This window comes from Wolbachia endosymbiont (group A) of Bibio marci (genome assembly GCF_947251645.1).
Classification (GTDB): domain Bacteria; phylum Pseudomonadota; class Alphaproteobacteria; order Rickettsiales; family Anaplasmataceae; genus Wolbachia.
The window spans coordinates 1,027,565-1,040,816 of record NZ_OX366364.1; the positions used below are offsets into that span (position 1 = coordinate 1,027,565).

Genomic DNA, 13,252 nt, shown 5'->3' on the forward strand with positions numbered 1-13,252 from the left:
AAAAGTTTTTGAGTATATTGTATTTTTAATTTGTAAAATAAGATTTTTTCCTTTCTGCACGTCTCGTCTAAAAAGGACACATTTTAAACTTTTTTGTTGAAATAAAATAGAAACAAAAGTGCTGTTTCTTGCACTCTTTGGATAATTTAATGATAAAAAATTTAGAGAGAAATTTTACACACAATCACTGATATTTTCCCTTAAGTTGACGCCATTGTCTGTTCAGGAGCATCGCAAATATTGAAGCAAAAGTGGTGTCATCCGAGTAGCCCCTTCTTTTGTCATCCCAGTGCGTGACACATAACTGTACGAACATTGCAATTTGCGGGCAATTTACGTGGCAGGTGGTGTCATTCCAGTGCTTGACACTGGAATGGCTTTGTTGCATCGCACCTTATACTGGTAGTAATTTACGATAAATATCATGTAGCCATTTCAAATTTAGCCATACCAATTTCAGTAAATTGATTAAGCAAATAGCACTTAATCAGCAATTCTTTTTCGCGATTTACTTCGGATTTATTCCTAAAGCTGAATCCAAATATTTGCTTTAATCTTGAGAAAAACCCTTCAATATAAGATCTTTTCCCATAATTTACTTCTTTTTTCCATTCTTTCACGCCATCTTCACCGTATAACTTTATTAACCTAATAGCAGCATTTCTGTCAGACATATAATCTATTTCTGGATGTTCTGCCGCATTGTTTATTGGTGGAATTTTTGCCTTTATATCATATTCGTGACACAATTTGTAAAACTTGTGCCTATCATATGCCCTATCTGCATATAGTGCTTTTATGATATGCTGAAAATTAACTTCTTTAAGCAAATCGCAAGCTCCATAGTGATCAGAGTAGACACCGTTACTGTATTTTACAGCTATGGCTTTTTTGCTGTTTATATTCAACATTACATGCAATTTTCTTGTCTGTTCATAGCCACGATATTTTCTGTTAGCGCTATTTTCCTTGCTGTGACCAGGGGTATTGTTGTAAATGCTGATACCTGTACTATCTATAGCAATTTCGATGTCTTCCATATTATTTTTATCAATTCTGCAATCATTGATCTTAATATTAAGTTTCTTAAACCTTCTTGATGCTTGTGAATAGCTGATAACTGCTAAATCTCTTCCTATTTGTTGCATATATCCTTTTATAAACCCCACCGTTTGTCTTAAACCAATTCTAAAAAGATTGACAATTATATGCACCAAAATCACAACTTTATCACTGTAAATATAGTTGCCGCCTTGCATTTTTGGACTATTTTCATACCAATTTTCTATGGCTTCATTGATATAATGAAAAATATTTCCTCTTTCCTGGAGAAATTTGTTATATTCATTTTGGTTACTGACTTTCATTTTCTGTGGCATATTTTTTCTTCAACAGTTAAATGGTTATTTATAATGAATTTTGTCAGTAGCCACCAGATTTTTTCGGTTGCTATGCAACAAAGCCCACTGGAATCCAGCTTTTGATCGAAAATGTTGTATAGTGCACAATCAATTTTTCTGGATCCAAGTAGTCAAGATGCTAACTATGGATTAGCTGATGAAGAAAGTGTTGGAAATAGGAGGTTTTTTTCCGTTTTAAAGAATATGAAATAAGGGTGGAAAAAATGTGAACTAAAAAATTAATAGGAGATCTATGGCAGATATCTAATCTGTTTTTTAGGTAACCAAAGACGGTTTCAATGATAGATCTTTTTCTCAGAAAAATCTTCTCATTTAGCGAGATTAATACATTTTTCATACCTTTTTTTATCTTGGTCACAAGCTTGAGATTTCTATCAAAAAAATAGATCTTTTTTAATATAGCCTTTATCTCCAAATAATAAACCCGCTAATTTTTTAGTCAGGTCTGGAACTGGTTTCCTATCGTCAACATTACCTTTTGTCAAAGTAACCCCTTACCTTTTTCATTGATTACCATATGTAATTTGAAACCATAAAACCAACCATAAGTGCTTTTTCCTATCTCAGCAATTCCGGAAAAACTTTGTTTTTTGAGATTCTCTTTCTGTGACATACTGCAATAGGTGTTGAATCAATATAGGAAATGCCTGTATTTTTTGCTTAACCATTGCAGCAGAATTGCTAAATACCATAAAACTCGCGGCTTTAACGCAATGAACCTATCATATGAAGGCAGTGTTGGAAAGTCTGACTTATGTAATAACTTTAGATAGTATTGATAAAATGATTTAAAATTTTCATATCTAGATTGCTGATATAGTAGAATTATTGTTATAATTTCAGAATACGTTATTTCTGGCACTCTGGTAGGTTTTTTGCCACTTGGCAGTAGTCTGCTTGCAAAATTTTCATCTATTATTTTACAATAATCATCTACAAAACAGTGTTATATTCTTATTCATTGGGTAACCTCATATTATCGCTAAAATACTGGAGTTTACCCTCTTTTTCCCTCCTCTCTTACTATTTTTCTAATCCATAATTAGCGTCTAAAATACATAAAAGCTTTAGGCAAAAATTATAACATCAAAACAGTGGAAAGTGTTATGCAGGAAAATGGTATTCAAGCCCAACTTAGACGAAGGTTTAAGGTTAAAAAACGGCAAACAGACAATAGAGTTATAGCTCCGAACATATTGGATCAAAAATTCACTACTGATCAGCCAAATAAAGTGTGGGATTACTTACATAAAAACCAAGGGAGGCTGTTGGCAGCAATAATTCTCACGCATGGTAGTTAATGAGTAATACAATAATTAATTGTGAATTCTTTGCTTATGGCTGTTAACAAACGCAAACCCCCTGAAAATCTACTGTTACATAGCGATCAAGGCTCACAATATACTTCAAAGAATTATCAATATCTACTGGGTATAAAGAATATTGTATCTAGCATGAGTCATAAAGGTTGTTGTTATTGTTGCAGAAAAGCTCACTAAAAAGGGAGCTGCTTATTGATACTTCTCGCTCAACAAACTAGAACTGCCATATTTGAATACATAGAAATTTTTACAATAAATAGCGTAGGCATTCTGCTATTAATTATTGCATTCCTGAACATTTTGATTCATCGTTCTTTTTGTAAAAAATTTTCTTAACTTTCTCTCTACTTTTTCTCCTATGATTGTTGTCCAATAAAAAATTCAAATTTTGTGAAATCTTTAAAAACCCAATCATTTTTAAGAGTATAGAAAATAGTTGTAAGAAATTTCCTGGCAGTAGCAATAATAGCCTTAGCAGAACCACGCTTTTTTTTTACATAAGCTGTTCAGATAAGCGTATAGCAACTCAAGTACACTGCACTAAAGAATATCACGTTTGTTCCGATCGTGCACTGTTGATTAGATTGAGAAACTCGTGGCACAATTCCAAAATATGCAGTAAGTTTCTCAGGCCTATGAAAATCATTAATGTCTCCAATTGTTGCAATAAAAATAGCTGCAGAAATTGGGCCAATTCCTTTTATGCTGATAAGGTTCAGGAAGCTGTTTGGCAAAAGCTATAATTTCCCTCTCAAGTTTTTTAAGATTTCCCGAATAGCTTCCAAATGATAGCTAATTACTTCAATTTCAACCTTTTCTAAAGGATCCCAAGTATACTTTCCAATAGCACCCACCTTAGTTGTAAGTGCTTCCTTTTTAATTTTTATCCCATGGTAATTAAAAAGACCATGCATTTTATTGATTAAAGATACCCGTAACTGGTCTCTTGTTTGAAGAAGAGAAGCTAACTGCTTGCATTGTTTGCTTTGCTTCAGGCAACATACCTTTGCTTAGAAAAAAAGCAATAGCTCGCGCATCGTGCTTGTCCGTTTTGTTCACAGAGCAACGAACAACTTCAAACTGTCCAGGAGACCACGCTCTTAACATAAGGTGACACTGCGTCATAAAAAAAACAGCTATTGCCTGTTAGCTATTTCATCTGTTTCTTGAAGATTTCTGATAAAATTATTTAAGTCTTTTAAGCGAAACGTTTGAATATACTCCGATTTTCCTTCTTGCAAGTAACAAACAGTAAAACTATTGGTATAATGCCTATGTGACGCATATTTTTCCTCCAATTGCACATTTCAATATATCAGAGTACTGGTTGGTCCAAACTCCTATACGAGGTCATCACATTTTGTGAGCCTCACCGGTGGCAGAATCTGAGTAACGAGGTCTTCTTTCATATACTTTATACAAGAACACTCAGAAAAAGTGCCAACCTGCCACCTATCCACTCTGAAAAGTGATTATCTTCTCTTGCTTCCAACCAAGCAATACCTAATTCATACCTTCTGGGTAAGGTCACAGAATTTTTTACTGGAAATCTTAATTTTGTTTTAGCAATAAATCAACTTAAGGTCATAATATCTTGACATTTATTTAATGTTGCTATATAATAGCTATGTATATTTTGTGTACTATAGCAATAAAATTACCTTGTAATAGGTGTATTGGACCCGAGGGCAGTACTCGGCGCCTCCACCATGTTTTTTAATTTATATGGGGGCGAATAAGGATCGACATGCATAGTAAAGATGGTAGCTTTGCTCGGTTAGACACCACCGCTAAGAGTTCATAATTTAAATGCAAACGATAATTTTGCTGCTGAAGACGATGTTGCAATAGCTGCTTAATTTAAGCACTATAACTTCATTGCTATAAGCACGGTTTAGGGAACGCCGGGTAACAGAAGTTCCCCAAAAATTTACGTATGTGGAAGTTATATGGAGCAAACAGATTACAAAAAATTGCTTAATTCTGCCAAGTTTCAAGTTATCAAAAAGACTTTAGATGTTATATCAGGTAATGGTTTTATCCCTCATTTAGAAATATTATTTTTCACATATTTTAATGGTGTGACCATGCCAGATCGTTTGAAAAAGTCATACCCCACTCAAATGCTTATTATATTACAGCATCAATTCTATGATTTAAAAGTTTCTGAGGATAAATTTAGCGTCAGTTTGAGTTTTCAAGGAAAACAAGAGCGAATTACTATACCGTTTTTTGCTATTAGTGAGTTTCGTGATAAAATTTCAGGAGATGTTTTAATATTTGACAAAATCAGTATCGATTCTGATAAAGAATACAAAAGTGAAAAATGTACTGAAAAATTATCAAACGGTAGTATTATATCCATAGATCAACTGCGTGATAAATAGTTACTCATAAGAGGCTTAAAAGTCTTTTCTCTCGCTTTGACAAAACCTCTGAAGTTTTTATGGGCTTTTTAAATTTCGTGTAGGCTCTCATTTGGCTTCTCTCAAATTTTGTCCACAGAGTCTAGCGAATAGTCTATTTTAGTCAACCACTTCAAAGGTTCTTCTTTGAACGTTTCTACTACATCTTTTAAAGAAAAAGAAACTGGCTGAACACTCTGCAAATACCCTTCAGGCTTGCTCGACTCTATTGTTATATATCACCAAAAAAAGAGCTCTCAAACCTATATCAAAATGGCCATAGAGGAATTCATACCATCTTTGTTTCATTCTATAGCTAAACTGACTTAGATTTACCGACAATTTGAAAAACGACAAATTCGTCATTCCGCTACTATAGTATTTCCTAAAACAAATGATAAAGGTATAATATGGAATTAATGAAATATGAGGTAAGTAATGGCATACAGTGTAGACTTAAGGGAGAAAGCTATCTCTTTGGTGGAAAGAGGGAAGTCAAAATCTGAAGTAGCAGATCTTCTAGAAATAGGAATTGCAACCTTGTACAGATGGCTGAAAAAGAAAGGAAACGGTGAAAGCCTGGAGGCAGGAAAGAATGGAAGTTTTATTCGAAAAATAGATCCAGAAGTACTCAAAGAATATGTCAAAAAACACCCAGCTAGCAGAAATGAAACAAAATCTAGGATTTGGAATAAATTCAATTTGGTATAGGTTAAAACAGCTAAAAATAACCTTAAAAAAAAGTCACAGAACGTAGTCAAGAAGATAGGCAGCGCTTTACCGATAAAATCTCAAAAATAGACCACTCTAGCATTTTATATATAGATGAAGCAGGAGTTGATAATAGATTATACCGAGAATATGGACGAGCTCCAAAAGGAGAAAAAATATATGCTCTGGAAAAAAGCGAGAGAGAGTAAGTATAATAGGCGGATGAGAAGTTCATTGCACCAATAACTTTCACGGGAGAAAGAAGTATTTAATGCGTGAGATATTACTGCCACAGTTAAAGCGTGGTACAACTATAGTTATGGATAATGCTATATTTCATAAGACTCCTAAAACAAAGTCATTAATAGAGTCTTTTGGCTGTCATTTGTTGTACCTTCCAGCATATTTACCAGATTTGAATCCTATAGAATACTATTGGCATACCATCAAAAGTCGCCTCAGACCTCTAATGCACCACTATACAGACTTGCAGCTTTTAGTTGGTAATACCATAATGGAAATTTATCATTCATTTTAGAAACTACTATAGTTAGCAGAATCTATGCCGAGATACCGCGGCGGTATGACGTAGAGCTGTACTAGCTATAGAAAATTTCTATGGTCAAACCTTCAGTTAGAAAAAACAAAAAAGGATGTTACTCGTTGAGTAACATCCTTTTAGAGAAAGTAAGTAGTTTTATTTATTTCGTTTTCACACTTGCAGGATGATGAACGCTATTTTCACCTACTTTCGTAGAAGGCTGTCCCACCAGTTTATTCAGATAATCTGTCTTTTTTAAGTCAGCTTGGGTTTTTGCCTTGCCATCTTCGTTAGTAAACATTGTGTGTGTTGGAGAGGAAGTTGGTGAATTGAATCCACTATCAGAACCATTACGATTACTCAAAGAACCCTGTGTAGATTCAGTTTTAGCACTTGAACTAAATTCTTCTAAGTTTTTCTCCATTGCTGCCACCATTCCATCATTTAAAGAGTTCAGAGAGGGAATTCCAGGCACCTTTGGTGGATCAACTGGAGTAAGCTTAGGAGAACTACCACCTAAGCTACTAGATGAACTGCTTCTTCTAAGACGATTAGGATCTACTGTTACAAAGTCCTGAGAATCTGAATCAGAGACAGTAGCAGTACTTTCAGTTCCTATAGAATTTAGTGAATTGCTTCTTGGTAGCTTCGGTTGAGCAACAGATAACGTGTCTGATTCAGAAAGAACTTGATATTTAACGTCAGTAGTTTCTTTCGGTGCTTTTTTACCCCCAAGCCATGATGGCATTTTTTCTCTAAATGAAGAAGGTGCTTTTACTTCTTTATGCTCCGCAGGATTTAACAATTCCGCTTCGCTGCTAGCAGTACTTTCAGTTCTTACAGAGTCTAGTGAACTGCTTTTTGACAAGCTGCTAGTTGATTGTGTAGAGTCTTTTCTTCCCAGTGAAAAGACTGGTGAGAATGAAGAAGACTTACTAGCTTTTCTTTCTTCTGCGTCTTTTGCGTTGTTACGCCCCACAGATTGATAAAATTCGTATTCTCTTTTACATTCTCCAATAATCCTCTTAATTTTATCGTGATGTTCAGAGAAAATTTCATAAAGATTGTTATTATCTTTAGATAATAAATTTTGCAACTTCTTAGCGTCCAATTTATTGACAAAATCTACTTGCTGTTTCAACCGGTTGACCAACTGGTCCTTTTTGACACTTTGTTGACCATCAACAGAATAAGCTTTCTCTAATATTTTTTCTCCCAACTTAGAAAATATTTCCTTAGTTAAAGCAGAGTTATTCACGGCTTTGTCTTCAAGAACTTCCTTAATAAACATCTCCTTTACACTATTGAAATTCCTTGTTTTTTCTTCTGTTTTCAAAACAACAGTTTGACCTTCGTTACCTATTGAATATGGGATGGCATCCAAATTAGACATGCTCGCACCACCATTACTCATCTTTCTCCCAAATTTTTGAATGCCATCCCCCATTGCTCTTAATGCAAAACTAGTTCCCTCTCTTGTTGCCTGTCCCACAGAACTTACAGCTTCTTTTACTGAGTCCCTAGCATGCACAGCACCACCTCTAATTTCTCTTCCAATATCTTTCACCCCTTCAACTGTTTTTCCTGCTGACCATTTGAGCCCTTTGAATGTGTATTCAACTGCTTTATAAGCAAAAAATAGAGTTAGGGCAACTATTGCACCTGGTACAGCAAGTGGTAAGGCAACTGCCACAATTGGAAGTGCTGAAGCAAATATCGCACCTGCTACACTTACTGCTAATATTTTTTCCTTTGAAGACAAATCAGAAGAGAATCTATCAAACATGTTGCTCTCTTTATTCTCAAATAACTTACTAAAAGTTCCAGCAAATATACTTTGTTGCTTCCCCTTAGAAACTAAATTTGTTTGTTTATCAGGTAACATTTTAAACCTCACTATTAATTAAATATATTATATTGTACACCTTCGATTCTTAAGTTAGTGTTAATTTGGCTGCCAGTATTTATTTGTCTTTGAATAATTCTGCTTGACATGTTTTTCGGAAGCGTAGAAAATTAGGTTAAGGGCTCTTCGAGCTAGAGTATTTATGAGGTGCACAAAAAGGATACCCACCCTTTTAATTATTGCAGTTTTAATAATAATGGTTTTGTTATCTCATTATTGTTCTCACCTTCACGAAGACGTAGTGCACTTAAAGAGTGACAATAAAGAATTCAAAAAAAAGCCAGAAAATTCCATAGAATCGACCATATTACATAGAGAAAAGGAAGTGTATGATCATGTTTTCCATCCTGATAATTAATTTATAAATAAAATAGTTTTGCATTTTCTTATAAGATGAGTAATATTAGCGTATTAATTATAGAATCAATCATTATGTTTGATGAGAATAATCCTTGGAATCCGGGAAAGAAATCGATAGGGAACAAAACTCCTAATAATGAAGATATTTTAAGTAAAGCTGTATCTGATATAAGGTTCTTTCTTAATGGATTAACCAGAAACAGGGGCAAAAAACCTTATTTTATCATTTTCATTATTTTGCTGTTCTATGCTTGCACTGGCTTTTATATTGTTCACCCCAGTGAAGAAGGCATAGAACTTACCTTTGGTAAATACTCTAACACAGAGATGTCCGGTTTGCGCTATCACTTCCCCTATCCTATTGGTAAGGTTTTTAAAGTAAACGTTAAGGAAGTAAATCGTGAAGAAATTGGTGTAAGCGGTTCTTATGGACGAGATACAGATCGTGGTGAAGGTGTGATGCTAACTGGAGATGAAAATATAGTCAACGTTAATTTCGAAATTCAGTGGCGCGTTAGAGATGCTAAGGACTATTTATTCAAAGTGCGGGATCATCAACCTGGTTTAAGCGTTAAAAACGCTGCTGAAAGTGCTATGAGGGAGATAATAGGTAAGAATACAATTTCTTTTGCACTGGAAGGTCAAGGGAGAGCCGAAATTTCCAGAGATACTAGAATTCTATTGCAGCAGATTCTTGATGGATACCAAATGGGCATAGAGATTTTATCTGTTCAAATGAAAAAAATCGATCCACCAGAAAAAGTAATTAGCTCATTTAGAGATGTGCAAAGTGCTCGTGCAGATAAAGAGCGTACTATAAACGAAGCATATTCTTATAGTAATGATATCATACCTCGAGCAAAAGGTGAAGCGATAAAGATAAAATTAGATGCAGAGGCATATGAGAATGAAGTAATAAATGAAGCAAAAGGTAATGCAAATCGCTTTTTATCTCTTTATGAGGAATATAGACAGAATCCTTCTCTCGTTAAGAATCGTATTTATCTTGAAACTATGGAAAATATTTTCAGTAAGGTAGACAAAGTTGTTGTAACTGATGATCTGAAAGGTATGTTTTCTTATTTACCTCTTACAAATTTAGGGAAATAACCATGAGTAGTAATATTAAAATCATTTTTGTTTCTGTATTTGTTGTTTTATTGATTGTTTTATCTAATTCAATATTTGTTGTACAAGAAACAAAGCAAGCTATAGTTATACAACTGGGTAAAGTTGTAAGGGATGTTAGGGAAAGTGGCTTATATTTTAAGTTACCATTCATAAATAGTGTAGAGTTTCTTGATAAAAGAGTTTTAGATCTAAGTCCTGATAAAACCCCAAGGGAAGTGATAACAGCGGATCAAAAACGTATTATAGTAGATGCGTATGCAAAATATAAAATAACGAATCCTGTTACTTTTTACCAGGCTGTGAGGAATGAATCAGGGCTGGTTAGAAGATTATATCCGGTTATAGAAGCACACATAAGAGAAAATATAGGCAGATTTTCGTTGATTAGTTTGCTGAATGAAAAAAGGTCAGAAGTCATGCAGTTAATTCAGCACGGAGTTTACTCTGAAGCTGAAAAATTTGGCATAGAAATAATAGATGTAAGAATTAAGAGAGCAGATTTACCAGAAGAAAATAGTTCTGCAATATTTCGCCGTATGCAAACTGAAAGGGAAAAAGAAGCAAAAGAAATTAGAGCAGAAGGAGAGCAAGCGGGGCAGGAAATTAGATCAAAAGCTGATAAATTAAAAAGGGAAATTATCTCCAGTGCAGTAAAAGAATCATATGAAACAAGGGGCCGTGGTTATGCTGAAGCAACTAGAATTTATAATGAGGCATTTAAGATTGATGAAGAGTTCTTTAACTTTTATCGCTCCATGAGCGCTTACAGTAAATCATTTGCCGAAAATAATACTAAATTTGTACTTTCACCAAACAATACCTTTTTAGATATTTTAAATAAAGGATGGAAATAATTTATGAAAAGTAAGGCATTTATTTTATCTATATTTGCATATTTTCTAATTGCGTTTTCTTCGCATGCTAATATGTTTGATTGGAATGCAAAAAAGGTCGTTGATGCTAGCACTACTGCATGCAACTGTAATCAAGGACTTGCCGATTTAGTGGAAGAACTCATTCCTGCGGTTGTAAATATTTCAAGCGAACAAATCATCAAACAAGAAAATAACAGCAGAACTAGAGTTCCATCTATGCCAGGAAATAATTTTTTTGATGATTTTAGAGAGTTTTTTGAGCACTTTGATCAGTTTTTTATGGATAGGGGCCCTAGTGTTAACAGAGAGGTGGTGTTGCTTGGTTCTGGGTTTATTATAGATAAAGGTGGAACTATAGTAACCAATTATCACGTTATTAAAAATGCCAAAGATATCACAGTTACTATGAACGATAATACTTATTTCAAAGCAGAAGTTTTAGGCTATGATGCAAGAACTGATCTTGCTGTGCTTAAGATTAATTCTGATAAAGATCTTTCTTCTGTTGCATTTGGTGATTCTGATAAAGCAAGGGTTGGTGATACGGTTATGGCAATAGGTAACCCATTTGGTTTGGGTGGCTCTGTAAGCACAGGAATTATATCTGCAAGGTCCAGAGACATTAGTATCGGCACTATGAATGAATTTATTCAAACTGATGCTGCAATTAATAGAGGCAACTCTGGAGGGCCATTATTTGATTTAAATGGAAAAGTTATAGGCATTAACACCGCTATCTATTCCCCATCTGAGTCTGGCGGTAACGTGGGTATAGGCTTTGCTATACCATCTAATTTAGCTATGTCAATTATTGACACATTAAAAAGTGGCAAAAAAATAAAACATGGTTGGCTTGGTGTGCAAGTTCAGCCTATAACGAAAGAATTTGCTGAGTCTTTGGGTTTAAAAGATACAAAAGGTGCACTGGTTGCAAGTATAGTAAAGGATAGCCCTGCAGAAAAAGGTGGAATTAAGGTGGGTGACATATTATTAGAATTTGATGATAAAAAAATTGATAGAATGACACAATTGCCTCAAATGGTTTCAAGAACTGAACCTGGAAAAAAAGTACAAATTAAGTTACTTAGAAAGGGCAAAGAGGTCAATATTAAGGTTGTGATTGAAGAATCTGCAAATGATGGTCAAGGTAATAATCAAGAAGAAAATAAATCAACATCCGATTACATAACTGGTTTAACTGTTTCAAACCTGCCAAAAGAATCAAAAGAAAGTAATCCTACAAAAGGTGTGATAGTTACTAATGTAGATAGTAACAGTAATGCCACGCTGCGTGGTATTAAAAAAGGGGACATCATTATCCAATTAGATGGAACCGATATAGAAAATATTAATGATTTTCAAAAACAAGTTGATTCAGCAGTAAAGAAAAACGGTAAAGATTCAATAATGTTGCTTATTTACCGCAATGGAAATCAATTCTTTACTTCGATAAAGTTGAAGAAATAGTTGACTCATAGCTACCTGCAGGGTGTCGGTTTGCTGCCGTAATATTTACTTTCGACATTGAACTTGTACAGCCAGAAAAATCTTCATAAAATTTACTTTTTCTAAACTCTTCAACTTTCTCTTCGCTGTTTAGTGAGCCACATTCAGCAAAGTATGAATCTGTCTTTTGAATATATAAACTGATTAATTCAGGAAAAGTGTAACTAACTTTGTTGGAAGATTTTAAACACTTAATAGGCAAGCCATGAATGCCCTTGTTAGTCCTTTTAGGATCAATACATTCATTATTTTTTATTAACATTGTATGTGCTTGAAAAATTTCTCATTCTCTTCAAAACCTTCGAAGACTTCTTTTTTTTGGTAATTTTTCTTTCTACCATTTTTTTCTATTCTTTCTATTTTTGTTGCAAGTTGCGCTGATTGTTTGATTGTCTTATCTCCTTCGCGATTAAAGTACATCGTATAAGGAGTAATTGAATTTATGATTTTATGTGTCTTCCAATGACAACCAAAAATCTTTAGTACTAATTTGATTATCGGAGCAAGAAGAATTTTTAATTTTGCTATAAAACCAAAGTAGTAAAGAGAGGCTTGTTTGAGTGAACTAGCAGCGTTGCTAACAACACACCTCAAATGTATATCATTATTTTTAAAATTTTTATGAACCTCTGCAGCTACATGTCCGCCAAAGCAATCCCCAAATAATATTATATTATCCGGCTTTATACCATTTTTTAACAAATCAGTGACAACTACAATGCCTGATTCAACTCTATCGTTACGAAACGTAAAAGAGTTTTTGCTCTTGCCCAAGCCAGGATAGTTAAAGAGATGTACAGTAATTCCTCGGTCTGTTGCCCATTGCCAATTTTGCAAATCCAACTCTTTGGATTTTACAATACGATTCCCTCCACCTACAAAATAGACTAGATGCTTTCCATTCCGTTGATCTACATCTTTACTAGGCATTATTATCTTTTGGATTTTCATCCCATTTTGAGTTCTTACAAACTCTTCCTTAGTTTGTATTTTAATTTCTCTTGTTTCTTTCACGTCTTAACTCTCACTACATCAATTTCATAATACATAAAATCTTTAAAAGAGTCAATCCTC

General features: G+C 34.1%; 10 protein-coding genes, 1 other RNA gene and 5 pseudogenes. 10 read left to right on the forward strand and 6 right to left on the reverse strand.

Annotated elements, in window-relative coordinates:
* Positions 1-422 precede the first annotated feature (422 nt).
* Positions 423-1,379, reverse strand: a complete 957-nt coding sequence (locus OPR48_RS05405) for an IS5 family transposase (RefSeq protein ID WP_265025515.1) — start codon at positions 1,377-1,379, stop codon at positions 423-425.
* A gap of 40 nt (positions 1,380-1,419) precedes the next feature.
* On the opposite strand from OPR48_RS05405, the gene OPR48_RS05410 reads away from it, so the two are divergent.
* Positions 1,420-1,554 (forward strand): hypothetical protein, encoded by a 135-nt coding sequence (locus tag OPR48_RS05410; protein WP_265025741.1) that lies wholly within the window; start codon positions 1,420-1,422, stop codon positions 1,552-1,554.
* On the opposite strand, the pseudogene OPR48_RS07285 reads toward OPR48_RS05410, so the two are convergent.
* Positions 1,551-2,340, reverse strand: a pseudogene (locus tag OPR48_RS07285) (IS982 family transposase). The gene OPR48_RS05410 and the pseudogene OPR48_RS07285 sit on opposite strands and share 4 nt — an antisense overlap.
* 139 nt (positions 2,341-2,479) lie before the next feature.
* On the opposite strand from OPR48_RS07285, the pseudogene OPR48_RS07520 reads away from it, so the two are divergent.
* Positions 2,480-3,066 (forward strand): annotated as a pseudogene (locus OPR48_RS07520) (transposase family protein); the annotation flags it as partial.
* A 33-nt stretch (positions 3,067-3,099) separates the two neighbouring features.
* On the opposite strand, the pseudogene OPR48_RS07375 reads toward OPR48_RS07520, so the two are convergent.
* Both OPR48_RS07375 and OPR48_RS05440 read right to left on the reverse strand, forming a co-directional pair.
* A pseudogene (locus OPR48_RS07375) lies at positions 3,100-3,243 on the reverse strand (IS110 family transposase); the annotation flags it as partial.
* 69 nt (positions 3,244-3,312) lie between these two features.
* Positions 3,313-4,041, reverse strand: a pseudogene (locus tag OPR48_RS05440) (transposase); the annotation flags it as partial.
* Positions 4,042-4,333: 292 nt separating this feature from the next.
* Between OPR48_RS05440 and ssrA the strand changes: the two are divergent.
* From ssrA to OPR48_RS07380, 4 genes are all read left to right on the forward strand, one after another.
* Positions 4,334-4,670: a transfer-messenger RNA gene (ssrA, locus tag OPR48_RS05445) on the forward strand.
* Positions 4,671-4,692: 22 nt separating this feature from the next.
* Positions 4,693-5,130 carry a ClpXP protease specificity-enhancing factor SspB gene (locus OPR48_RS05450; protein WP_265025749.1) on the forward strand — a complete coding sequence of 146 codons (438 nt, stop codon included), beginning with the start codon at positions 4,693-4,695 and terminating at the stop codon, positions 5,128-5,130.
* A 456-nt stretch (positions 5,131-5,586) separates the two neighbouring features.
* Entirely contained in the window at positions 5,587-5,859 is a 273-nt protein-coding gene (locus tag OPR48_RS05455; protein ID WP_265025750.1) for a transposase, read from the forward strand.
* Positions 5,860-6,178: 319 nt separating this feature from the next.
* Entirely contained in the window at positions 6,179-6,397 is a 219-nt protein-coding gene (locus tag OPR48_RS07380; protein ID WP_406831124.1) for a transposase, read from the forward strand.
* A 163-nt stretch (positions 6,398-6,560) separates the two neighbouring features.
* On the opposite strand, the gene OPR48_RS05460 is transcribed toward OPR48_RS07380, so the two are convergent.
* The gene (locus OPR48_RS05460) at positions 6,561-8,285 is read right to left on the reverse strand and encodes an actin-bundling T4SS effector WalE1 family protein (protein ID WP_320109919.1); all 1,725 of its coding nucleotides are present in this window, start codon (positions 8,283-8,285) and stop codon (positions 6,561-6,563) included.
* A gap of 217 nt (positions 8,286-8,502) precedes the next feature.
* On the opposite strand from OPR48_RS05460, the gene OPR48_RS05465 reads away from it, so the two are divergent.
* The 4 genes from OPR48_RS05465 (at position 8,503) to OPR48_RS05480 (ending at position 12,139) form a co-directional block, all read left to right on the forward strand.
* Entirely contained in the window at positions 8,503-8,664 is a 162-nt protein-coding gene (locus tag OPR48_RS05465) for a hypothetical protein (protein ID WP_265025751.1), read from the forward strand.
* 74 nt (positions 8,665-8,738) lie between these two features.
* Positions 8,739-9,776, forward strand: coding sequence for an FtsH protease activity modulator HflK (hflK, locus tag OPR48_RS05470; protein ID WP_265026642.1), 1,038 nt, complete (start codon positions 8,739-8,741; stop codon positions 9,774-9,776).
* 2 nt (positions 9,777-9,778) lie between these two features.
* Positions 9,779-10,651 carry a protease modulator HflC gene (gene hflC / locus OPR48_RS05475; protein WP_265025752.1) on the forward strand — a complete coding sequence of 291 codons (873 nt, stop codon included), beginning with the start codon at positions 9,779-9,781 and terminating at the stop codon, positions 10,649-10,651.
* A gap of 3 nt (positions 10,652-10,654) precedes the next feature.
* A complete protein-coding gene (locus OPR48_RS05480; protein WP_265025754.1) occupies positions 10,655-12,139 on the forward strand; it encodes a DegQ family serine endoprotease in 1,485 nt (494 codons plus the stop codon).
* Here OPR48_RS05480 and OPR48_RS05490 read toward each other — a convergent pair.
* A pseudogene (locus OPR48_RS05490) lies at positions 12,114-13,192 on the reverse strand (alpha/beta hydrolase). The gene OPR48_RS05480 and the pseudogene OPR48_RS05490 sit on opposite strands and share 26 nt — an antisense overlap.
* Positions 13,193-13,252: the final 60 nt, after the last annotated feature.